The sequence below is a fragment of the Companilactobacillus bobalius genome (assembly GCF_009764355.1).
Genome location: NZ_LNUA01000032.1, coordinates 41155 through 65404 on the forward strand (window position 1 = coordinate 41155; position 24250 = coordinate 65404).

Below are 24250 nucleotides of genomic sequence, written 5' to 3' on the forward strand. Positions count from 1 at the left end.
GGAGAAATAGACATGTATGAAGCATTTGCAGTTGCCATAGTTGTTTTTCTAACCGTAGGTGGTCAGGAATTATTAGGTTTTTCAATGCTAGGAAGACCAATCGTTATTGGACCATTGGTCGGTTTATTATTGGGAGATGTAAAAACTGGTTTGATGATCGGTGCATCTCTTGAAACTATTTTTATGGGTATCGTTAATATTGGTGGTGCTAGTGCCGCTGAACCAGGACTTGCTAGTGCCTTAGCCGTGGCTTTCGCCATTATGATGCATGGTGGTTTGGGAGTTGCACTACCACTTGCAATTCCTTTAGGTATTATTGGATTACAAATTAAAACTTTGATTTATGTTGCTGTTGTCGGTCCATTTGCAAGTAAGTTCGATAGTATGGCCGAAAAAGGAAATCAAAAAGGAATAGTCAGGTTGCACTTTGGATTGTGGGCTTTGCAATGGTTCCTCTATTCATTGATTCCATTCTTTGCAATGTTATTTGGTTCAGAAGCTACACAAAGAGTTTTAAAGATGATTCCTACTATTATTGTTCATGGATTGACGGTTGCCGGTAATGTATTACCAGCCGTTGGTATGGCAATGTTAATGAAGATTCTTTGGGATAAGAATATTTCAGCCTTTTATTTCTTAGGATTCTTAATCGTTGCATATTTGAAGATGCCACTTATTGCTGTAGCTGTTATGGGAGCTATTATTGCCATCTTAGTTGCACAAAGAGACTATCAATTGCATGGACTTGTAGAAAAGGTTGCAGCAAGACCTGCTACCACAAATACAACTACTACTGAAACAAAAGATGAACAGGAAAATGATGATTTCTTTAGTTAATGATTAGGAGAAGGATATTATGAGTAAATTATCGAAAGATATGTCAAAAGATGAAAAGAAACTAATGAGACAAATGTATTGGCGCTCATTTACCTTATATTCAGCCGTTACTCCTGCTAAGCAAGGAGCTTCAGGTTTCGAATATTCAATGCTGCCATTCATTAATAAGTTCTACAAGAAAGAACAAGATAAAAAAGAAGCTATGGTTCGTCAGATGTCATACTTCAATACTAATCTAGCTATGGCTCCCTTCGTCATGGGAGTTACAGCTTCCATGGAAAAGCAAAATAGTGAAAGTGATGATTTCAATGCTGAATCTATTAATGCCATTAAAACCAGTTTGATGGGACCTTTGGCAGGAATTGGGGATTCTATTTTCTGGGGTGTTTTGAGAGTAATTGCCGCAGGTATTGCAATTAGTTTGGCTAAGAATGGTAATATTGCTGCGCCAATTATTTTCTTGCTATTATTCAACATTCCTGTACAACTAGTTCGTTGGTATGGTGGTCAACTTGGATATACATTGGGATCAAATTATATCGGTGAATTGTATGAAAAGGGCCTAATCAATATTTTGACAAAAGCCGCAAGTATTGTTGGTTTGATGATGGTTGGTGCTATGACTAGCAACATGGTTAAATTCGATTTGAAATGGAATATGGTTGTTGGTGGCAAAACTATTCTTAAGTCACAACAAATGTTGAATCAAATTTTCATAGGTATTTTACCTTTAGCAATTACACTATTATGTTTCTGGTTATTAAAGAAAAAGAACGTTTCAATTAATTGGTTAATTCTTGGCACAATTGTTATTTCAATCTTATTAGCATTAGTAGGTGTTGTTTAATGAATAAAGAATGGTGGAAGAACGCGGTAATTTATCAAGTATATCCTAAGAGTTTTTTTGACACTAATGATGATGGCATTGGTGATTTGAAAGGAATTGACAGTAAACTAGATTATCTAAAAGAATTAGGCGTTGATGCTTTGTGGATAAGTCCATGCTATTTATCACCACAAATTGATAATGGTTATGACATAGCCGATTACCGAAAGATTGATCCAATGTTTGGAGATAACTCTGACTTGGAAAAACTAATGCAGGATGCGCACTCTAAGAATATTAAAATTATTATGGATATGGTGGCCAACCATACTTCTGATAAATCAGTTTGGTTTGAAGAAAGTCGTAAATCAAAAGATAATTACTTTAGTGATTTTTATATTTGGAGAGATCCTAAAGAAGATGGTAGTGAACCTAACAATTGGGGATCTAACTTTGGTGGTTCAGCTTGGACTTATGATAGTAATCGTAAGCAATATTATCTTCATTACTATGGTAAGCAGCAACCGGATCTTAATTGGGAAAATCCCAAAGTTAGACAAGCTATTTATGACGTTATGAGATACTGGAAAGCTCATGGAGTTGATGGATGGAGAATGGATGTTATTACTTCTATTTCTAAAAATCAGGATTTTCCCAATAATCCTAATCCACATAATTTACAATATGTTGTTGGCAATCAAAATAACGGACCAAGAATGCATGAATTCATTCATGAAATGAATCAAGAAGTGTTTAAACCATTTTCCATGATGAGTGTTGGTGAAGCCCCGGATAGTAAGAGTAAAGATGCTAGATTATTAGTTGAACCTGATCGTGAAGAATTAAATATGGTATTTACCTTTGAACATATGCATGTGGATCGTAAACCGGGGGATGTAAATGGTAGATGGGCAATTCAACCTGTTGATATTGTTCAACTTAAAAAGACTCTATCCAACTGGCAGAACACGCTAGACGGCCATGGTTGGAATGCACTTTACTTTGAGAATCATGACCGTGCTAGGACGCCTTCTAGATGGGGAAATGATACTAAGTATCGTTATGAATCAGCGACTGCTTTTGCAACGGTATTGCATGGATTGAAAGGTACACCCTTTGTTTATCAAGGTGAAGAAATAGGGATGACTAATCCTCATTTTGAACTAGAAGATTATGAGGATATAGAGTTAAAAACTAACTACGACAAACTGGTAAAACAAGAAAAAACTATTAACGATGTCGATTTTTTGAAAGCTGCTAGAAAGATTAGTCGTGATAATGCCCGTACTCCTATGCAATGGGATGACAGTAAGAATGCTGGGTTTACTAAAGGAAAACCATGGTTTAAGTTAAATCCTAACTACAAGGAACTGAATGTTTCTAATGATTTAAGATCTGATAAATCGGTATTCAAATATTATCAGGAACTAATTAAATTACGGCATGAAGAACCAATTTTAAAAGATGGTACTTTTGAATTGCTATTGCCAGATGATAAAAATATTTTTATGTACACTAGAACACTGGACGATAAGCAATGGCTTGTGATTGCTAATCTATCTAGTGAGACGCAAAAAGTAGAGACATTGAATAAATATGTTGATTTTAAAACAGTTATAACTAATTATGATGGTAAAAATGGAGAAATCCTCGGACCATATGAAGCTAGAATTTTGAAGAAATAAAAAGAACTCGTACGTTATCAAATTACGTACGAGTTCTTTGCGTATTACAGATTATTTAAACAAACCACTGAAAAATGAAACGATACTGTCCCAAATTCTTTGTAAGAAGTTACGATTCTCTTGAGTATTTAAGTTATTGAAAATATTTTTAGCTTTACTCATGATATCGCTACTTAATTTTTGAGCTTGTTGTTTAAAGTTTGAATTCTTCAAAGCACCAGAATCTCTGATTTGTACCATCAAGTTGATGATTTGTTGTTTTTGAGTATCGTTGATGATGTTTTGAAGATTATTCTTTTGTAAGTTGTTATTAACGATTGTTGTGATTTGGTTAACAGTAATATTGTCACCTTTGTTTGCCAAATCAGATTTCATACCGGCAACGGCATTGTTCAATTGTTTATCAGAATATCCATCAGTACCTTTATTCGCATCGGTAATATTACTTAAGACATTCATTTCCTTTTGCGCAGCGTTAACTTGGCTTTGATTCAAGGTATCACCACTATTTGCATAAGCGGCGTAGATTCCGGCTAAAGCACCAGAACCATCAATTGGTGTAGCTGATGTTACATAGATGTTGGCATCGCTGATACCGGCAGTTACGGCAGCATTACGATATTGGTCGGCTGTAATGGTAGTAATATTGTTCTTTCCATTATAATCAACGATTTTGACATTAATACCAGAACCGGATGAAGTCTTTTGAATCAAGGCTGATGACCAAACACCACTGTTACTTGTGAAATTACTACCACTAGGGTTGAGATATTTCACTAAAGTATCGCCAGTAACGGTGATAGTTTTGTAATCTCCACTAACTTGTGAAGAAAGGGCATCGATTGTTCCTTGACGCTGACTTGATGTTAACGAAGTTCCCAAAGTCATTACGGGTTGATCACTTAGATCGTCCGCTTTGACAGTCTGAGTTGAGAAAATCCCAACTGTGATTAGAGAAACTAGTCCTAATAAAATGATATTTAACTTTTTCAAGGTTTTATCCTCCTTAAACTCTATTAAACCAAATATGTATGAAGAATTCGAGAAGATGAGAAAAATTCTTGAATGTCTGTATGAATATATTAATATATTGGCGAATAAATTAATAAAAATGAATAGTTTTTTGACAATATGTCAATGATTTAGTAAAAATGGTATATACCTATTGAATAATAGCGCTTACAAGAATATACTTTTCTTGTTGTAAAACTATTTTACGGCAGAAAGAGGGGTACAGGCTTTTGAAAAACTTTATGGATTGGCTTCAAAATAAAATCATGCCACCGATGTCAAAAGTCGGAAACAATAAATATCTAGTTTCCATACGTAATGGGTTAGTCTTGACATTACCAGCTATTATCAGTGGTAGTGTATTCCTAATTGTTGGGAATATACCAATTACTGCATGGGCTAATTTCATCAAACCATATATGAATATGATTGGTGTAGCCGTTAATGGATCATTTGGAATTATTTCATTATTAGCTGCAATTGGGATTGGATATGAGTTATCTAAGGAATTGGGAGTTGATCCTATTTCCGGTGCTGGACTTTCAACTATGGCTTTTGTCATCGTTTCGTTTAATGATAAGTTCAAATTAGATACTAATAATTTTTCATCATCTGGATTATTTACCGCAATTATTACTGCTATGATATCAGTTACAATTTTTAACTTCTTTATTAAGAAAAATATTATTATCAAATTACCTGATGGTGTACCAACAGCTGTCTCGAATTCATTTGTTTCATTATTACCAGGTTTCGTTATCTTAGTTCTATTCTGGTTTATCCGTATGCCACTACATATTGATATTAATTTGGTTATTCAATCAATTTTCCATCCATTACTATTCGCAATGAATACTTTGCCAGGTATTTTGGTTTACACATTCTTGGTAAGTTTGCTTTGGGTTTGTGGTATTCATGGTGATATGACTTTAGAGGGAATTGCTGATCCAATTTTCTTACAATTCTTAGCTGCTAACGGAACTGCCTTTGCACATCATCAACCACTTCCTTATGCCACAGCCGCTGGATTTTCTAGTTTAATGGTTAACGTTGGTGGTACTGGTGCCACAATTACTTTGGTTGTTTTGATGTTATTCTCAAAGAGTAAAACTTATCGTGATCTTGGACGAGTAGCATTCCCAGGTGCTTTGTTTGAAATCAATGAACCAGTTATTTTCGGATTTCCTATTGTTATGAATCCTTTGACGATGATTCCATTTATCGTAATTCCATTGATCTTAGCTACAGGTAGTTATCTTTTGATTCATTTAGGATTAATGAATGCGCCAGTAGCAATGGTACCTTGGACAATGCCTCCAATTATCGGACCACTAATGGCAACTGGTTGGGATTGGCGTGCTGCTGTTTGGTCAGCCGTCGAGTTAGTTTAGTTCTATACTTTCTGGTATTGATGAATAATCAATACCAGTTTTTTAATCTCTAGAAAATAAAAAAAGAACATCACTGTTCTCATGTTAAGATTTAAGCGACCAAACCCAATCAAACATGGAGAAAACAATAATGTCCCAAGACAATTCTATACTATGTGCACTCGATATAAAAGACAATAATATAAGTAATGTTTCAGTCAAGGACGCTACGATTAAAAATCGTGGCGTTATAAAGCATATAAAGATCGTAAACGCTGATTTAACTTATAAACTGTATCGATGTCCACAATGTGGTTTAAATTCATTAGTCAAAAATGGAAAAAGAAAAACTAATGCTAGATTAGCCAGTTTTAACGGTATTGAGTATCATTTGATGCTCAATAAACAACGTTATATTTGTAAGAACTGTGGTGGCACCTGCGGTGCCCACAGTGATTTATTAATCAAAAATCATACTATGACTAAACAAGTTCAAAACAGAATATTCGTTATGGCAAAGGAATCCTTTACTTTAACATCAATAGCTAAGATCATCGGAGTATCAGTAAATACAGTAAGCAGAGTCTTATATGACAATACCAAATTACCAAATAGATGTGATTGTCTTCCAAAAAACCTGTGTTTTGATGAATTTCGTTCAGTTAACGGTATATTTACTTTTATAGCTATTGATGCACAAACACATCATCTAATTGAGCTGATTCATGATCGACTCTCTAAAACAGTTATTGAACACTTTATAAATAACTATAGCTTGTCAGAACGGCAAGCCGTTAAGACTGTCTCTATTGATTTGAATGCTAATTATCAGTCGGTCATTCATAGAATTTTTCCCAATGCTCAAATAATAGTTGATAGATTTCATATAGTTCAGCTATGTAGCCGGGCATTGGATCAAGTTAGAATCAGTTGTCTTAAAAAAATAAATGATAAACATTCCCGTTTGTATAAAGCACTTAAGTCTAATTGGCGTCTCTATCATCTGCCTGAGGCAGATGTAGACGACAAGAAAGTAAAATATATTTTTGGAATCAACGAATATACTACAACGCGAAACGTTATTGATATAGCCACTGACAATCTACCAGTTTTTAAAAATACTTATGATATTTATCAAGGTATTCAGAAAGCGATACATGAACACGATATATCATTACTCAAAGAAACCATCTATGGATATAAAAAGAATAATACCGCTATGGATACATCTATTTCAACGTTACGTAAGAATTTAAATTATGTAAAGAATAGTTGCACAATGCCGTACTCCAATGGTCCTCTTGAAGGGACCATTGGAAAGATAAAAAAACTCAAACATATCAGTTATGGCTTCAGAAATCTTGACCATTTTCTTAAGAGAATAAGACTCATTTGCGCATAAAAAAAGACAACCTACATGAGGTTGCCTTCTATACAAAAACTATTCATCAATACGATTTGACAAAGAGCCATTTTAATATGTGTATCGCCTATTTTTTATCTAAAAAATCAAATGTTCATTATTTACGAACTATGATATTAATAATATCTAAAATAATCTAAATGAAAACGGTAAATACGAATAATAAACAAAAATAAATGAATTAAATACGTGTTTTGTATTGAAAGAATTTTCATAACTTGATAGAATTTGGTTACCAAAGACAGAAAGGTGGAAAACCAATGAGTGATGTAGCAGTAGTTATGGGATCAGTTTCGGATTTGCAAGTTATGCAAAACACAATCGATGCTTTGAAAGAGTTGCAGGTCAGTTATGAAGTCAAAGTGATCTCAGCACATAGAACTCCTCAAGAGATGCTGGATTTTGCAAAATCGGCACGTTCCAATGATTTTAAAGTGATAGTAGCAGGTGCGGGGGGCGCTGCTCACTTGCCAGGAATGATTGCTTCATCAACTAGCTTGCCAGTTATCGGTGTTCCAGTACCATCCAGATACTTAAAAGGGATGGATTCTTTATTGTCAATTGTCCAAATGCCAGCAGGTGTTCCGGTAGCAACAGTTTCTATTGGCGAAGCTGGGGCTAAGAACGCAGCTATCATGGCAACAAAGATTTGCGCCTTAGAAAATCATGATTATGAACTTTCTTTGGATGGCTACACTAAAGCCATGCATGACAAATCATTAGAAAGTGGGAAAGATCTTGACTAAAACAATTTTACCAGGTGCAACTATCGGTATTATCGGTGGTGGTCAACTTGGACAGATGATGTCTTTTTCAGCAAAAGAAATGGGTTATAAAGTTATTATTCTTGATCCCACACCCAATTGCCCGGCGGCACAGGTTTCTGATGATCAGATTGTTGCTGAGTATGACGACTTAGCTCAATTGATTGAATTGGCCAAACGTTGTGATGTTTTGACTTATGAGTTTGAGAATGTTGACGCTGAAACGATCAATGAAGTGAAGAAATATACAGAAGTGCCTCAAGGCACTAAGGCATTGACGATTACTCAAGATCGCGTTTCTGAAAAGAATTTTATCGAAGAAAATGGGTTTTCAGCAGTTCCACATGTTGTTATCAATAACATTTTTGAATATCATCGTGCCGTTGAAAAATTAGGGGCTCCAGTAATTGTAAAGACGACTCGTGGTGGCTATGACGGTAAAGGGCAAATTCTGGTCGAAGATCCTGAAAATGTTTGTTACGCCGATATTGAAGAATTATTGATGCATGGGACTTGTATCGTTGAAAAGAAAATAGCTTTGAAAAAGGAAGTTTCAATTATTGTTTCAGGTAATAGTTCTCAACAAACTTCTATTTTCCCAGTTATTGAAAATATTCATCGTCATAATATTTTGCACTTAAGTAGTTGTCCAGCATTGATTAGTACAGAGACTGAAAATGAAATTTATCAAATTGGTGAAAAATTAGCTCAAAATTTAGAGTTAGTCGGTACTATGTGCATTGAATTCTTTATTTCTACCACTGATGAAGTCTTTGTTAATGAAATTGCTCCACGTCCACATAATTCAGGACATCTGACAATTGAGTCGTGTAATATTTCTCAATTCGATGCTCATATCCGCGGAGTTTGCAATTTGGCCATGCCCAAAGTTCGACTTTTACAACCGGCGGTCATGGTTAACCTGTTAGGACAGCATTTACAACCAGCTAAGGAAGCTTTATCAAAACATGTTGAATGGTATTTCCATGATTATGGTAAAGCCGAGAGTAAGAACAATCGCAAAATGGGTCACATTACGATTTTGAGTGATGATTTGCGAGAAACAAAGAATTCAATTGAAAAAAATTCGATTTGGGATGTGTAAATCATGACTGAAGATAATTTACTTTATGAAGGTAAAGCTAAGAACGTTTATAAAACAAATAAAGAGAATGAACTCTTGATGGTCTATAAGGATCAAGCCACAGCCTTTAACGGTAAAAAGAAAGAAGTATTACCTGGTAAAGGTGTACTAAATTGCCGCATCTCTACTTTGATATTTGATTATTTGATCAAAAATGGTGTTAAAACTCATTTAATTGAAAACTTATCAGATCATGAACAATTAGTTCAAAAGAGTGAAGTATTTCCGTTAGAGGTAGTTTTAAGAAATATCGGTTCAGGTAGTTTTGTACGTAAGTTCCATCTTGAAGATGGTTTGGAATTGAGAGAACCAATCATCGAATTCTATTACAAGAGTGATGCCTTAGATGATCCTTTTATCAATGAATCACAGATTCATGCATTGCATATTGCGGACAAAGAAGAAATAGCCACGATTAAACAAATGACACTAGAAATCAATCAATTGTTGATTCCGTTTTTTGCCCAAAGTGATTTTGATTTAGTTGATTTCAAATTGGAATTTGGAAAAGTTAATAACGAAATTATTTTAGTAGATGAATTTTCACCAGATAACTGTCGTCTCTGGGATAAAACAAGTCATCATTCAATGGATAAAGATGTTTTCCGTAAGCATGAAGGTGATTTGGTTAAGACGTACCACTCAGTTTTAGAAAGATTGACAACACGATAGGAGCAAATGATGAAATTAGTTAAAGTTTACGTAACACTCAAACCCTCTGTTCTAGATGCCCAAGGTGAGGCGATTAAATCTGCTATTCAAACTATGGATTATGACAAGGTATCCGCTGTCCATATGGGAAAGTATTTCGAATTGAATTTTGAGGATTATCCTGAATTAGAAAAGGATATTGATGCGATTTGTGACAATTTATTAACTAACCCTAATATCGAAACATATCGCTATGAGATCTTGGAGGCTGAATAATGAAGTTTGCCGTTGTTAATTTTCCGGGTTCCAATTGTGATATGGATCTGTACTATGCCATTAAAGAAGGTATTAAAGAAGACGTAGAACTAGTTGATTATCGCAAAACTAGTTTAGAAGGATTTGATGGTGTTTTAATTCCAGGCGGTTTTTCTTATGGCGATTACTTGAGAAGTGGCGCAATTGCTGTCCACGCTCCAATAATTAGTGAAATTGTTCGTTTTGCCAATGAAGGAAAATTCGTTTTAGGTATCTGCAATGGATTCCAAATTTTAACTGAATTACATTTGTTGCCTGGTGCTCTAATTCAGAATGAAAAGAGTCGTTTTATCTGCGAGACGGTTACGTTGCAAGTGATGAATGACCAAACAATGTTTACCAATCAGTATGCTAAAAACGAAAAGATTCGTATACCAGTTGCACACGGCGAAGGTAGATATTACTGTGATGATCAAACTTTAATGGAATTAAAGGCTAATAATCAAATTGTTTTCCGCTATGACGAAAATATTAATGGAAGTGTTGATCAAATTGCCGGTGTGATGAATCGACAAGGAAATGTTTTAGGGATGATGCCTCATCCGGAACGTGCTTTGGAAGATATCGTAGGTTCTTCTGATGGGCTTAAGCTATTCCAATCAATAATCAATCAAGTAAGGGTGAATAATTAATGACTGAACCTACTGCTAAGCAAATTCAGGATTCAAAGTTATATCGACAATGGGGATTGAGTGATTCAGAATACGAATTGATCTGTGAAAAGATTTTGAATCGACTTCCTAATTACACAGAAACTGGATTGTATTCAGTTATGTGGAGTGAACACTGTTCTTATAAGAATTCCAAAAAAGTTTTACGAAAGATGCCTAACAAGAGTGACCGCGTGTTGGCTGGTCCAGGTGAGGATGCTGGTATTTTGGATATCGGCGATGGTCAGGCGGTTGTTTTCAAGGCCGAAAGTCACAATCATCCGTCAGCGGTTGAACCTTATCAGGGGGCGGCTACTGGTGTTGGAGGTATCATCAGAGATATTTTTTCAATGGGAGCTCAGCCTTTTGCGTTGTTGAACAGTTTGAAATTTGGTCCATTAAAGAATGGTCAAACTAAACATTTAGTCAATGAAGTAGTGGCCGGTATTGGTGGTTACGGAAACTGCATTGGGTTACCAACTGTTGGTGGCGAAATATCTTTTGAAGATTGTTACGAAAATAATCCTTTAGTTAACGCTATGTGTGTTGGTCTATTGAATAAGACTGATTTTAAACATGGTACAGCTAGTGGTAAGGGTAATTTGATTGTTTATGTTGGTGCTAAAACCGGTCGTGATGGGATTCATGGTGCAACATTTGCTTCAGATGAATTCACGGATACTAAAAATAAACAGCGTTCAGCGGTTCAAGTGGGAAATCCTTTTATTGAAAAGTTATTGATGGATGCTTGTGTTGAAATTATTGAAAAACATCCTAATTGGATTCTGGGAATTCAAGATATGGGTGCTGCTGGATTAGTATCATCTACCGCAGAGATGGCTTCTAAAGCCGATAGTGGTTTGATTTTGAATTTAGACAATGTTCCACAACGTGAAACAGAAATGTCAGCTTATGAAATGATGTTGTCTGAATCACAAGAACGAATGGTTCTCTGTGTGAAACCACAATTTAAGGATAACGTTCTAGCCTTCTTTAAGAACTTTGAATTAGATGCTGTCGTGATTGGTGAAGTAACTGAGGACAAACAATATAAAATTTATCATCATGATGAGCTAGTAACTGATATTCCTGTTCGTAGTTTGACTGAGGATGTACCTGAGTATGATCGTCCAGAAGTTGAACCGGCACGTATTGCAGAGTATCGTGATTATCACTTTGTGCCAGAAATTGATTCGCTAACAGATACATGGCAAAGGCTTTTGAAGCAACCTAATATTGCTAGTAAAAAACATTTCTATCAAACTTATGATTCACAAGTTAAAGCAGATACATTGGTTCAACCCGGTAGTGATGCAGGGGTAACTCGTATCAGAGGTACAAAAAAGGCTATCGCGATGACCAACGATAGTAATTCTAAATATGTTTATTTAGATCCATATGTTGGTGGACAAATCACAGTTATGGAAGCTGCACGTAATATTGTTGCAAGTGGTGGAGAACCTATTGGTGTGACTGACTGCTTGAATTATGGTAATCCTGAGAATCCTGAAGTTTTCTGGGAATTAGATAAGAGTGTAGAAGGAATTGCCAGTGCCTGTGAAAAAATCAATACGCCAGTAATTTCTGGTAATGTGTCACTCTATAACGAATACAACGATGAAGCAATTTATCCTAGTCCTATGATCGGGATGGTTGGTTTGATTGATGATATGAAAAAAGTTACTACAGCTTCCTTTAAAAAAGCTGGAGACCTGATTTATTTACTTGGTAATACATTTGATGATTTCAATGGTTCAGAGATCCAATTGCAACAAACTGGAATTATAAAAGGTGGCTTACGACCATTGGATCTGAATGAAGAAAAACTTCATCAAGATTTAGTACGTCAAGCTATTAATCAAGGGCTAGTTGCCAGTTGTCATGATTTGAGTGAAGGTGGTTTAGCAGTAGCCTTGTCAGAAGCAGCTTTTGACAGACAATTAGGTTTTGAAATTGAAACTAATTTAACTTCTGCTCAAATGTTCTCAGAAACACAATCACGTTTCTTAGTAACTGTTAAACCAGAAGATAAAACTAATTTTGAAAATCTAGTTTTACGAGATTTCCATTGTTTAGGTCAAGTTACAGCAGATTCTATTTTCAAAGTCACAACTAAAGATGAAACAGTTTCAATCGATGGAAAGAAAGCATTGAATAACTGGAAAGAGGCGATTGCGTGCTTGATGAAGTAAAAAGTTTAAACGAAGAATGTGGTGTTTTTGGTGTTTGGGGAGCTAAGAATGCTAATTACCTAACTTATTTAGGACTCCACAGTTTGCAACACCGTGGTCAAGAAGGTGCAGGAATTGTCGCCAATGATGGTAAAAAATTGCGTACTTATCGTAATTTAGGATTGTTGACACAAGTTTTTTCCAAACCAGAATATTTAAACAACTTAGTCGGCGAGTCGGCTATCGGACATGTGCGTTACTCTACTGCTGGTGAAAATAAGATTGAGAATGTTCAACCACTACTTTTTGATTTCACTGATAGTCAATTAGCGTTAGCTCACAACGGTAACTTAACTAATGCGATTACTTTGAAAAAAGAATTAGAACGCCAAGGTCACATTTTTAAATCAAGTTCTGATTCAGAAGTGTTGGTACATTTGATCAAGCAATCAACACAAGAAACCTTCCGTGATCGTATGGTTGAAGCATTGAACAAAATTCAAGGTGGCTTTGCTTATCTACTTTTAACTAAGGATGCCTTGATATTGGCCCTAGATTCTCATGGCTTCCGTCCGCTATCAATTGGAAAGTTGGAAGATGGTGGATACGTAGTTGCCAGTGAAACCTGTGCTCTAGATGCAGTTGGAGCAACTTTTGTTCGTGACGTGCAACCAGGTGAACTGATTACAATTTCTGACGAAGGAATGAAAATCGATCATTGGACAACTAAAACACAATTAGCCATCTGTTCAATGGAATTTGTCTACTTTGCTCGTCCTGATTCCGATATTCTTGGAATTAATGTTCATTCGGCTAGAAAACGTATGGGGGCCAATTTAGCTCAAGAGTATCCTGCACCAGGCGATATCGTAGTTGGTGTTCCTAATTCATCTTTATCAGCCGCTAGTGGTTACGCCGAGGCCAGTGGTTTACCTTATGAAATGGGCTTGATCAAGAATCAATATATGGGTCGAGAATTCATTCAACCTACACAAGAATTGCGTGAGAAAAGTGTTCGTCAAAAATTGGCTGCTGTTAAAGGTGTTGTTAAAGGTCGCCGCGTCATTTTAGTAGATGATTCAATTGTTCGTGGAACAACCTGTGCTTATATTGTGCAGTTGTTAAGGGATGCGGGTGCAACGGAAGTTCATTTACGAATTGCTTCACCAAGATTCATGCATCCATGTTTCTATGGAATTGATATTCAAGAAAAAAGTGAATTAATTGCAGCTCATAAGAGCATTGAAGAAATGAACCAAATTTTCGGTTCTGATTCATTGCGTTTCTTGAGTGAAGATGGATTGATTGATGCCATTGGATTAAACGCTGATGCACCATATTCAGGTTTAGATATGTCGTATTTCAATGGTGATTATCCAACCTACTTATACGATTACGAATCTAAAAAATAAGGAGAATTTTATGTCAAATCCCTATCAAGATGCTGGTGTGAACGTGGAATCTGGTTATAAGATTTCTCAATTTGTAAAACAGAAGACTAAAAGCAAAAGTATAGGCAATTTCGGTGGCATCTACGAAATTCCAGCTGGGTTTAAACAACCAGTATTGGTCTCAAGTGATGATGGTGTCGGGACCAAACTTTTACTGACTAATGAGTTTAAAAAGTGGGATACGATTGGAATCGATTGTGTTGCCATGTGTGTCAACGATATTTTGGCTCAAGGTGCTATTCCGCAATATTTCTTAGATTACATTTCAACAGGCAAAGTTGATCAAAAAGTTGAAGAGATTTTAAAAGGTGTTATTAATGGATGCCAAATAGCTGACGCAGCTCTAATTGGTGGCGAGACGGCTGAAATGCCTGGAGTATATGACGCGAGTGATTATGACATTGCTGGGTTTGCAGTGGGTATCTGTGAAAAAGATGAACTTTTACGTAAAGAGAATGTCAAAGAAGGCGATGTTCTAATTGGAATCACTTCAAGTGGGATACACTCCAATGGTTATTCTTTAGTTAGAAAAATTTTCTTCCGAGAAAATGATTTTGACTTGAATACAAATTTACCTGAACTTGCAGGACAGTCTTTAGGTGAAGTTTTACTAATGCCAACTAAGATTTATTCTCATGAATTAGTACCATTGTTAGCTCAAAAATTTATCAATGGTGCCGCTCATATTACAGGTGGAGGATTCTTTGAAAATGTTCCTCGGATGTTACCTGAAGATTTGGCTGCCGAAATCAATGTCGATATTTGGCCAGAATTACCAATTTTTCAAGCTTTACAGAAATATGGCAAATTAAAAACTATCGATATGTATCATATTTTCAATATGGGTCTAGGGATGGTTTTAGCAGTTGATTCCGAGAATGAAATGGAAGTTCTAGAACAATTGAATCGACACGAAACATTAGCCTATACAATTGGTGAAGTTATTAAAAAGGATTCAGCTAATCTGATTTTGAAAGGAGATAAGCTATGAAAGTAGCCATCTTTGCCTCAGGCAATGGGAGTAATTTTGAAGCCATTGCTGGATCAGATGAATTAAGAAATCTAGGCTTAGAAATTGAATTATTGGTTTGTGATCAACCAAATGCTCATGTAATCAAACGAGCTGAAAAATATCATATTCCTGTGTTTGTAAATCAATTATCTGATTATGCTAATCGCGGTGAATATGAGCAAACGATTATTGATAAGTTAGCGCCACTAAAGATTGAATACATTCTTTTAGCAGGATACATGCGTGTGGTCACACCAGTCTTATTGGGTGCGTATCCTAATCGTATTATTAATATTCATCCATCATTATTACCAAAATATTCTGGATTAGAAGCAATTGAACGAGCCTATGCGGCTAATGAACCTGTAACAGGTGTAACAATTCATTATATTGATGAAGGGGTCGACACCGGTCCTATCATTAAGCAAATGAAAGTTGTGCGATTAAAGAATGATACTGAAGCTAGTTTAGAAAGTCGAATTCATCAGACTGAACATCAAATGTACCGTACAGTAGTACGAGATTTATTAATAAAAAATAATGGGGTAAGTAAATAATGAAAAGAGCTTTGATTAGTGTTTCTGACAAAACCGGAGTTGTTGAGTTTGCTAAAGGATTAATTGAAAATGATTTTGAAATTATTTCTACTGGTGGTACATACAAGAAGTTACAAGAAAATGGCGTAAAAGTTACTGAAATTGACGAGGTAACTAAATTTCCCGAAATTCTTGATGGACGTGTAAAAACACTTCATCCAATGGTTCATGCAGGTCTTTTGGCTAAACGTGATAACCCTGAACACATGAAGACTTTAGAAAAATTGAATATTCAAATGATTGATCTAGTTTGTGTAAATCTTTATCCATTTAAGGAAACAATTTCTAAAGATGGTGTTACACCGGCCCAGGCTATTGAACAAATCGATATCGGGGGTCCATCAATGATTCGTTCAGCTTCGAAGAATTTCAAGAGTGTTTACGTTGTTATTGATGCTAACGACTATGAAAAGGTTCTAGCAAGTATTAAAAATGATGAAGACAATCTAGCTCTAAGACAAAGCTTAGCCGCCAAAGCATTTAGGCATACTGCTGAATACGACAGTATTATTGCTCATTACTTATCAGATCTTAATGGTGAAGAATTCCCTGATGTAGAAGTATTAGGTTATGATTTCCACCAAGAATTAAGATATGGTGAAAATTCACATCAAAAGGCCGCTTTTTATCAAAGTGCTATGCCTAGTGAATATTCGATTGCTTCAGCCAAACAATTACATGGTAAGGAACTTTCCTTCAATAATATTAAGGATGCTGATGCTGCTTTAAGAATTGTCGCTGATTTTGACAAACCTTGTGTAGCTGCATTGAAACACATGAATCCTTGTGGTGTTGGTGTGGATGATGAATCAATTTATCAAGCATGGCGTAAGGCTTATACAGCCGATACAATGTCAATCTTTGGTGGAATTGTTGCAGTTAATCGTGAGGTAACTAAAGAAATCGCCGAAGAAATGCATAAGATTTTCTTGGAAATTGTTATTGCTCCAAGTTTTACACCTGAAGCTTTGGAAATCCTAGAATCTAAGAAAAATATTCGTTTAATGACTTTGGACTTTACTAAGTCTCAAGCTGCTGATAAATATGAATATGTTTCTGTTATGGGTGGTCTTCTAGTTCAAGAAAGAGATACCACAGTTGATAACTTAGATGAATTCCAAGTTGTAACTAAAAAAGCCCCAACTCCTGAAGAGATGAAGGCCTTACTATTTGGTCAACAAGTTGTTAAGCATGTTAAGAGTAATGCGATTGTTATTTCAACAACTGATAAGACTCTTGGTATTGGTGCTGGACAAATGAATCGTATTGGTTCAGTGAAGATTTCGATTGAACAAGAAGAACAAGCTGAGGAACACAAACCATTAATTATGGCTTCTGATGCCTTTTTCCCAATGGATGACTGTGTAAATTATGCTGCTGAACACGGCATTACAGCTATTATCCAACCAGGTGGTTCAATTAAAGATCAGGATTCAATCGATATGGCTGATAAATATGGTATTGCCATGGTCTTCACTGGTAGAAGACACTTCAAACACTAGAGAGGTTTATTAATGAAAATACTTGTTATCGGTTCTGGAGCAAGAGAAGATGCTATTTGCAAATCTTTATTAAAGAACACTCAGAATGTTGTTTTTTGTGCCCCTGGTAACGACGGAATGAAGTTATCTGGAATCAAAACCATTTCAATAGAAGAAAATGATTTTGAAAGAATGGCAAATTTCGCTCAAACCAATTTCATTGACTTTACAGTTGTAGGTCCGGAGGAACCATTAGTCAACGGAATCGTGGATTTCTTTAAACGTCAAAATCTGAAAATTTTTGGACCAAATCAGCAAGCAGCTCAAGTGGAGGGGTCTAAGACTTTCACCAAGAAATTGATGGCAGACGCCGGTATTCCAACTGCTCAATATCAGGAATTTACAAAATTAGAAGATGCTCTAAAGTATTTGAAGTCAATTCCTGACTTTCCAATTGTTATTAAGGCAGATGGATTAGCTGCTGGGAAAGGTGTCTTTATCGCTGATGATTTGATTTCAGCTACTGAAACAGTAACGGATTTATTAGCCGAACATAAATTTGATACCAAGAAAGTTGTGATTGAAGAATTTCTTGAAGGCGAAGAGTTTTCATTGATGGCTTTTGTTGATCATAAACGTTTCTATCCGATGCCATTGGCACAAGATTACAAGAAAATTCTTGACGGTGACTTGGGACCTAATACTGGTGGTATGGGAGCCGTTTGTCCAGTTCTTAATATCTCTAAAGATATTGAGAAAGAAGCCATAGAAACTGTTTTGAAACCATTTGTGACAGAACTCTATGATCAAGGTATCAAGTATACTGGAATCCTTTATGCTGGCTTGATTTTGACAAAGAAGGGTATCAAAATTATCGAGTTTAATGCTCGCTTTGGTGATCCCGAAACAGAAGTAGTTTTGCCACGCCTAGAGTCGGATTTATCTGAAATGATTTTTTCCATCTTAAATCATAAAAAGATTGAATCAATAAAATGGCAACAAAAAGGTCTAAACTTAGGTGTTTTTGCTGTCAGCAAGGGTTACCCTACAAAACCTGTATTTGGTTCATTGGGAGATAGAGACAATTTTAAGAATTGTTCATTAACAATCAATTATGCAGCTGTGAAGCGAGAGCAAAAGCAATTGTTTAGTCACGGTGGCCGTTTATATTTGATGCAGGCACAGGCTGAATCAGTTGAAGATGCTCAGAAAAAAGTTTATCAAGAACTAGAAAAAATGGATCAAACAAATATTTTTTACCGACGTGATATTGGTAAGAACTCCATTTAATAAATGAAGAGGTAGAAGTAGAATTTCATTTGAAATTTTACTTCTATCTTTTTTATTTGAACCGATATTTTAGAATTGTAGTTTTTGTGATAAATCAATGAGCAAATGGATTTAGAATGTTTTTATTGGTTATTGAAATATGGAAAAAGAGTTGCTTAGAATAGAAAGGAAAGTTATGCTTTAAGAAATTGAGAACCTTATTTTCAAGTTGATAAAAATAAGTGATTCTCTAATTTTAGAATGTTGATATAGCGGCTTTTTCTTAGTGTGCTCCCTATGTATATAGGGATGATTCTATCATGTCGATGTAAACGACCAGCACGTTGTAGTGATCCCTATAGATATAGGGAATGATTTAATGGAATTTCTATCTGTATCAAAAATAAGAGCAGTGTTTCCACGGAAATAAAAATATGGACATGAATCCACTTATATATATTTAGCTGCAGTAGTTTAAATATATAGGTGAATAATTCATGTCCATTTTTATACAATAAAACCCTGGAGTACCAGGGCTATTTTAATATATTCAATTTTTAGTATATTATATAATTACTTGTTTTTTTTCTTAGGTGGGATATATTCAAAAGATGGATCAATTTCGTCATCAATTCTATCCCAAGCTTTTTCCATATCGTCGTTGACCTGTTTAGTTTGTTTTTCGTCAAGTTTGGCTTTGAAATCAAAGTCAATTTCGGGTCCTACACCAATAGTAATTTGTTTATGTTTCATTAAACCACCAAAAGATAAAGGTCCTTGATAAACAAAGGGAACTAATGGGGCTTTTGAAAGTTTAGCAATCAGTGAGGCTCCGCCTTTTAGTTGTTCAGAGTAACGAGTTCCTGATGGAAACATGATTAAAACTTTATCTTCTTTTTTTAAGGCTTTAACTGGCGTTTTTATTACTGAGGGACCTGGATGAGCACGGTCAACAGGAAAAGCGTGTGCGTGCACAAGAATGAATCTTAAAATAGGATTCTTAAAAAGTTCTTTCTTAGCCATAAAAGTAGCTTCACGTGGAGAAATCACCAATGCAAAGAAAATTGGTTCCCACCAAGTACGATGTGGAGCTACTAAGATGAAGGGCTTGTCGGGTAGATTTTCTTTACCCACGACTTTATAACGGCCATTTAAAATGAAAACAATGCCTCTCGCTATTACACGGATAAATTTATAAAACATAGAATTATCATTCTCCCTAAAATAATCTTAACTTATTTAAAATACCATAAAGTAGGTGCAACATGTCGATTTATTCTCAAGATATTATTTCGGATAGCGGAATAATTATTAATCAAGATAAAAAACTTTATTCATTTAATCTCGATACTATTTTACTTTATAATTTTGCTAAAACTGTTAAAAAAGGAAAAATAGTCGATTTATGTTCAGGCAATGGAGCCATTGGGTTGTCATTGGCCTCTAAAACTAAAGCTCAAATATATTTGGTTGAAATCCAAAAAGAACTGGCCAATCTATCTCAAAAAAGTATTGAAGATAATAGTCTGGAAAAACAAGTACATCTTGTTAATGATGATTTGAAGAATGTTCAAAAATATATTGATCATGATACGGTCGACATGATTGTTTGCAATCCACCATATTTTAAAGTCTCAGATCAAACAGCGTTGAAAGAAAATCCAGTGTTGGCGATTGCTCGTCATGAATTGAAGGCTAATTTGGAAGATGTTTTATATGCAATTAAGGTTTTACTAAAAGAGAATTCTCATGCATATTTAGTTTATCGACCAGAGCGTTTGAGTGAACTACTTTCTTTAATGTTGCAGCAGCGATTGCAGCCAAAGCGCATACGTTTTGTCAGAACTAGTTCGCAAAAAGATGCTAATTTGGTTTTATTAGATGTTATTAAAACAGTCAAAGAAGCGTCATTAAAAGTTGAACCAGATTTAACAATTTATGATGAAAATCATCAGTTAACTAAAGAGGCTAATCAGATAATTAATGGAAACAAGTAAGTATTATGTCTATATATTGCTATGCAGTGATAAAACTTTTTACACCGGTACAAGTAATAATGTAAAAAAGAGAGTTGCAACACACAATGCTGGAAAAGGTGCTAAGTATACTAAAATTAGACGACCCGTTAAATTAATGTACACTGAAGAATTAGAAAATAAATCGCAGGCCTTAAAGCGGGAGATTGCTATCAAAAAGCTATCACGCTCCCAAAAAGAGGCATTATTAAAAAGTAATGGAATAAATTGGAACGACTACTTGATTTCGTAATAATATTCCCTTATAATATTTAGCTGTATTGAATACACACACTTAACGATTTAGTTGTTGGTGCACAGACGTGTTTCAACTAGACATGACTTAGGTGGAGGTAAAAACCAGGAGGAACTTTTTATGTCAGTTATTTCTATGAAACAACTTCTTGAAGCCGGTGTACATTTCGGTCACCAAACAAGAAGATGGAACCCTAAGATGAAGCCATTTATCTTTACACAAAGAAATGGTATTTACATCATTGATTTACAAAAAACAGTACGCATGATCGACGATGCTTACAACTATATGAAGGCCGTTGCCGGTGATGATGGTATTTTCCTATTCGTTGGTACAAAGAAACAAGCACAAGATGCTATTGCTGAAGAAGCAACACGTGCTGGCCAATACTATGTTAACCATCGTTGGTTAGGTGGTACTTTGACTAACTGGAACACAATCCAAAAACGTATCAAGAGATTAAAGGACATCAAGGCAATGTCACAAGATGGTACTTTTGATCGTCTACCTAAGAAAGAAGTTGCTTTACTTACAAAGCAACAAGCTAAGTTAGAGAAATTCCTTGGTGGTATCGAAGATATGCCAAGAATCCCTGATGTTATGTTCATTGTTGACCCTCATAAGGAAAACATTGCTGTTAACGAAGCTAAGAAACTTAACATTCCTATCGTAGCTATGGTTGATACAAATACAGATCCAGATCCTATCGATGTTATCATTCCTTCAAACGATGATGCTATCCGTGCCGTTAGATTAATTACATCTAAGATGGCAGATGCTATTGTTGAAGGTAAGCAAGGTGAAGAAGCTGTTACAGATGCAGACTTCGCTAAAGACGACAACAAAGATGAAAATTCAAATGCTGCCGATGCAAAATCTATTGAAGATTTAGCAGAAGCTAAGAACAATAACGAAGATAACAAATAATAATAAGCGTAAAATAGAGTCATCTGAGTAAGATGGCTTTATTTATACGACTGGAGGATTACTAATGGCTAAAATTACTGCTGCTCAAGTTAAAGAATTACGTGATAAGACAAGCGTTGGTATGATGGATGCTAAGAAGGCATTGGTTGCTGCTGACGGTAATATGCAAGAGGCTATCGACAAACTTCGTGAAAAGGGTGTAGCTAAAGCTGCTAAGAAGAGTGGAAACATTGCTGCTGAAGGTTTAACACATATTGAAGTTTCAGGTAACAAAGCTTCTATCATCGAAGTTAATTCAGAAACTGACTTTGTTTCATCAAACGACAAATTTATCAATCTTGTAAACGAAATTGGTAAGGCTATTGTTGCTAACGAACCAAAGACAATGGACGAAGCTTTGGCACTTAAGATTGGTGACCAAACAATTAACGACGCCATCACAGGCTTAACAGCTGTTATTGGTGAAAAGATTTCCTTGAGACGTTTCAAGGTTCTTGATAAGACAGACTCACAAGTATTCGGCTCATACCTACATAATGGTGGTTTGATCGGTGCTATCGTTACTCTTGAAGGTAGCGATGAAGATGCTGCTAAGGATGTTGCTATGCACGTTGCTGCTATCAACCCTGAATTCATGGATCGTGATCAAGTTCCTGCAGATCGTTTGGAACACGAAAAGGCTATCTTTACTGAAGAAACAAAGGCTGAAGGTAAACCTGAAAAGATTATCCCAAGAATCGTTGAAGGCCGTGTAAACAAGTTCTTGTCAGAAATTAGTTTGGCTGACCAAGAATTCGTTAAGGATTCAGACATGACTGTTCAACAATTCGTTGAATCAAAGAATTCTAAACTTGTTTCATTTGTTCGTTACGAAGTCGGTGAAGGAATCGAAAAGAAACAAGAAGACTTTGCTGAAGAAGTAAAGAACCAAATGAAGTAATTTAAAAACATTTTTTGGAAAGGTCGCTTAATTCATTTTGAATTAAACGGCTTTTTCTTTATATTTAGGGTTGTATCCACACAAAATTTATTTAAAAATAGTGTTTGGATAAATTTAGTGTAGCGAATATGTTAAAATATTTAGTAGCAAAATTAAAGGAGAGAACTTATGCCTGATATCAAGTATAAAAGAGTGATTTTAAAAGTTTCTGGAGAAGCCTTAGCCGGTGAGAAAGGCTTTGGTATTAATCCACCAGTTATCAAAACAATAGCTGAACAAATTAAGAGTGTTCATGATCTAGGAGTTCAAGTTGCCATCGTCTGTGGTGGTGGGAACATTTGGCGTGGTGAAACAGGTGCTGAAATGGGAATGGACCGTGCCCAAGCAGATTATATGGGTATGATGGCCACTGTTATGAATGGACTTGCTTTACAAGATGGTTTGGAACATATTGGTGTCCCAACACGTGTACAAACATCAATCGAAATGCGCCAGGTTGCTGAACCTTACATCAGAAGAAAGGCAATCAGACATCTAGAAAAAGGTCGTGTTGTTATCTTTGCTGGTGGTACTGGTAATCCTTACTTCTCAACAGATACTACTTCTGTACTTCGTGCCGCTGAAATTGAAGCCGACGTTATCTTAATGGCTAAGAACAACGTTGATGGTGTTTATTCAGCTGATCCTAAGAAGGATCCTAATGCTAAGAAGTATGCAGAATTAACACAACTTGATATTATTAATAAGAATCTTGGAGTTATGGATACAACTGCTTCATCATTGTCAATGGATAATGATATTCCATTGATCGTATTCAACTTGAACAAAGCTGAAAACATTAAGAAGGTTGTTCAAGGAGAAAATATCGGAACAATAATAAAGGGTGGTAATGATGACTAACAAAGCTGTTACAAAAGCACAAGAAAATATGTCAAAATCAATTGACGTTCTTAGAAAAGAATTAGCTAATATCCGTGCGGGTAAAGCTAATGCTTCTATCTTGAGTAACGTTAAGGTTTCATATTACGGTACTGATGTACCATTGAATCAAGTTGCTTCAATTAATATTCCTGAAGCACGTGTTTTGATGATCACACCTTATGACCAATCATCATTGGATGATATCGAACATGCTATCAATTCATCTGATTTAGGATTGAACCCTGCTAATGATGGTAAGGTTATCCGTTTGGTTATCCCACAGCTTACTGGTGAACGCAGACAAGAGATTGCTAAGCAAGTAGGTAAAGAGGCCGAAGAAAGCCGTATTGCTGTTAGAAACGTTCGTCGTGAAGCTATGGACGATCTTAAGAAGCAATTAAAGGCTAACGATGTAACTGAAGATGAATTCCATGATGTTGAAGATCAAGTTCAAAAGGTTACTGACAAAGCTATCGCACAAGTTGACGAATTAGCAGCAGCCAAAGAAAAAGAAATTACTGAAGGATAATAGTCT

The 24250-nt window shown here is 35.6% G+C and carries 24 protein-coding genes; 22 read left to right on the forward strand and 2 right to left on the reverse strand.

Annotated features, from left to right (window positions below; genetic code table 11):
- The first annotated feature begins 12 nt into the window (after positions 1–12).
- Genes ATN92_RS07180 through ATN92_RS07190 form a run of 3 tightly spaced genes read left to right on the forward strand, consistent with a single transcriptional unit; the run spans position 13 to position 3348 of the window.
- The gene (locus ATN92_RS07180) at positions 13–837 is read left to right on the forward strand and encodes a PTS mannose/fructose/sorbose/N-acetylgalactosamine transporter subunit IIC (protein WP_056954700.1); all 825 of its coding nucleotides are present in this window, start codon (positions 13–15) and stop codon (positions 835–837) included.
- A gap of 19 nt (positions 838–856) precedes the next feature.
- Positions 857–1684, forward strand: coding sequence for a PTS system mannose/fructose/sorbose family transporter subunit IID (locus tag ATN92_RS07185; protein ID WP_056954699.1), 828 nt, complete (start codon positions 857–859; stop codon positions 1682–1684).
- Positions 1684–3348, forward strand: a complete 1665-nt coding sequence (locus ATN92_RS07190) for a glycoside hydrolase family 13 protein (protein WP_056954697.1) — start codon at positions 1684–1686, stop codon at positions 3346–3348. The genes ATN92_RS07185 and ATN92_RS07190 overlap by 1 nt, the downstream gene beginning before the upstream one ends.
- Before the next feature lie 51 nt (positions 3349–3399).
- Here the strand turns inward: ATN92_RS07190 and ATN92_RS07195 are convergent, their stop codons facing one another.
- Positions 3400–4341 carry a DUF1002 domain-containing protein gene (locus tag ATN92_RS07195; protein WP_056954695.1) on the reverse strand — a complete coding sequence of 314 codons (942 nt, stop codon included), beginning with the start codon at positions 4339–4341 and terminating at the stop codon, positions 3400–3402.
- 248 nt (positions 4342–4589) lie between these two features.
- On the opposite strand from ATN92_RS07195, the gene ATN92_RS07200 reads away from it, so the two are divergent.
- The 13 genes from ATN92_RS07200 (at position 4590) to purD (ending at position 18677) form a co-directional block, all read left to right on the forward strand.
- Positions 4590–5750 carry a PTS sugar transporter subunit IIC gene (locus ATN92_RS07200; RefSeq protein WP_087721275.1) on the forward strand — a complete coding sequence of 387 codons (1161 nt, stop codon included), beginning with the start codon at positions 4590–4592 and terminating at the stop codon, positions 5748–5750.
- Positions 5751–5880: 130 nt separating this feature from the next.
- Complete coding sequence (locus ATN92_RS07205; protein ID WP_056950777.1) at positions 5881–7131, forward strand: ISL3 family transposase; 1251 nt, start codon at positions 5881–5883, stop codon at positions 7129–7131.
- Between the two features lie 281 nt (positions 7132–7412).
- Positions 7413–7898 carry a 5-(carboxyamino)imidazole ribonucleotide mutase gene (purE, locus tag ATN92_RS07210; RefSeq protein WP_056950523.1) on the forward strand — a complete coding sequence of 162 codons (486 nt, stop codon included), beginning with the start codon at positions 7413–7415 and terminating at the stop codon, positions 7896–7898.
- Positions 7891–9021 (forward strand): 5-(carboxyamino)imidazole ribonucleotide synthase, encoded by a 1131-nt coding sequence (gene purK, locus ATN92_RS07215; protein WP_056950519.1) that lies wholly within the window; start codon positions 7891–7893, stop codon positions 9019–9021. The genes purE and purK overlap by 8 nt, the downstream gene beginning before the upstream one ends.
- 3 nt (positions 9022–9024) lie before the next feature.
- Complete coding sequence (gene purC / locus ATN92_RS07220; RefSeq protein WP_056950516.1) at positions 9025–9732, forward strand: phosphoribosylaminoimidazolesuccinocarboxamide synthase; 708 nt, start codon at positions 9025–9027, stop codon at positions 9730–9732.
- Positions 9733–9738: 6 nt separating this feature from the next.
- Complete coding sequence (gene purS / locus ATN92_RS07225) at positions 9739–9987, forward strand: phosphoribosylformylglycinamidine synthase subunit PurS (RefSeq protein ID WP_056950513.1); 249 nt, start codon at positions 9739–9741, stop codon at positions 9985–9987.
- On the forward strand, positions 9987–10658 hold the full coding sequence (purQ, locus tag ATN92_RS07230) for a phosphoribosylformylglycinamidine synthase subunit PurQ (protein ID WP_056950510.1): 672 nt from the start codon (positions 9987–9989) through the stop codon (positions 10656–10658). Before purS ends, purQ begins: the two co-directional genes overlap by 1 nt.
- Entirely contained in the window at positions 10658–12868 is a 2211-nt protein-coding gene (purL, locus tag ATN92_RS07235; RefSeq protein ID WP_056950507.1) for a phosphoribosylformylglycinamidine synthase subunit PurL, read from the forward strand. The genes purQ and purL overlap by 1 nt, the downstream gene beginning before the upstream one ends.
- Complete coding sequence (purF, locus tag ATN92_RS07240) at positions 12853–14259, forward strand: amidophosphoribosyltransferase (protein WP_056950504.1); 1407 nt, start codon at positions 12853–12855, stop codon at positions 14257–14259. Before purL ends, purF begins: the two co-directional genes overlap by 16 nt.
- Positions 14260–14269: 10 nt before the next feature.
- Entirely contained in the window at positions 14270–15289 is a 1020-nt protein-coding gene (purM, locus tag ATN92_RS07245; RefSeq protein ID WP_056950502.1) for a phosphoribosylformylglycinamidine cyclo-ligase, read from the forward strand.
- Positions 15286–15867 (forward strand): phosphoribosylglycinamide formyltransferase, encoded by a 582-nt coding sequence (purN, locus tag ATN92_RS07250; RefSeq protein ID WP_056950499.1) that lies wholly within the window; start codon positions 15286–15288, stop codon positions 15865–15867. Before purM ends, purN begins: the two co-directional genes overlap by 4 nt.
- Positions 15867–17408 carry a bifunctional phosphoribosylaminoimidazolecarboxamide formyltransferase/IMP cyclohydrolase gene (gene purH / locus ATN92_RS07255; RefSeq protein ID WP_056950496.1) on the forward strand — a complete coding sequence of 514 codons (1542 nt, stop codon included), beginning with the start codon at positions 15867–15869 and terminating at the stop codon, positions 17406–17408. The genes purN and purH overlap by 1 nt, the downstream gene beginning before the upstream one ends.
- Before the next feature lie 12 nt (positions 17409–17420).
- A complete protein-coding gene (purD, locus tag ATN92_RS07260; RefSeq protein ID WP_056950492.1) occupies positions 17421–18677 on the forward strand; it encodes a phosphoribosylamine--glycine ligase in 1257 nt (418 codons plus the stop codon).
- 552 nt (positions 18678–19229) lie between these two features.
- Here the strand turns inward: purD and ATN92_RS07265 are convergent.
- The gene (locus ATN92_RS07265) at positions 19230–19859 is read right to left on the reverse strand and encodes a lysophospholipid acyltransferase family protein (protein WP_056950490.1); all 630 of its coding nucleotides are present in this window, start codon (positions 19857–19859) and stop codon (positions 19230–19232) included.
- Positions 19860–19921: 62 nt separating this feature from the next.
- Between ATN92_RS07265 and ATN92_RS07270 the strand changes: the two genes are divergently transcribed.
- The 6 genes from ATN92_RS07270 to frr all read left to right on the forward strand — a co-directional run bounded on the left by ATN92_RS07270 (position 19922) and on the right by frr (position 24244).
- Positions 19922–20653 (forward strand): tRNA1(Val) (adenine(37)-N6)-methyltransferase, encoded by a 732-nt coding sequence (locus ATN92_RS07270; RefSeq protein ID WP_056950487.1) that lies wholly within the window; start codon positions 19922–19924, stop codon positions 20651–20653.
- Positions 20640–20924 (forward strand): GIY-YIG nuclease family protein, encoded by a 285-nt coding sequence (locus ATN92_RS07275; RefSeq protein WP_056950484.1) that lies wholly within the window; start codon positions 20640–20642, stop codon positions 20922–20924. Before ATN92_RS07270 ends, ATN92_RS07275 begins: the two co-directional genes overlap by 14 nt.
- A 123-nt stretch (positions 20925–21047) precedes the next feature.
- Positions 21048–21854 carry a 30S ribosomal protein S2 gene (rpsB, locus tag ATN92_RS07280; protein ID WP_056950482.1) on the forward strand — a complete coding sequence of 269 codons (807 nt, stop codon included), beginning with the start codon at positions 21048–21050 and terminating at the stop codon, positions 21852–21854.
- Positions 21855–21918: 64 nt separating this feature from the next.
- The gene (gene tsf / locus ATN92_RS07285) at positions 21919–22794 is read left to right on the forward strand and encodes a translation elongation factor Ts (RefSeq protein ID WP_056950479.1); all 876 of its coding nucleotides are present in this window, start codon (positions 21919–21921) and stop codon (positions 22792–22794) included.
- Between the two features lie 168 nt (positions 22795–22962).
- Positions 22963–23694 (forward strand): UMP kinase, encoded by a 732-nt coding sequence (gene pyrH / locus ATN92_RS07290; protein ID WP_025085178.1) that lies wholly within the window; start codon positions 22963–22965, stop codon positions 23692–23694.
- Positions 23687–24244, forward strand: a complete 558-nt coding sequence (gene frr / locus ATN92_RS07295; protein WP_025085179.1) for a ribosome recycling factor — start codon at positions 23687–23689, stop codon at positions 24242–24244. The genes pyrH and frr overlap by 8 nt, the downstream gene beginning before the upstream one ends.
- Positions 24245–24250 lie beyond the last annotated feature (6 nt).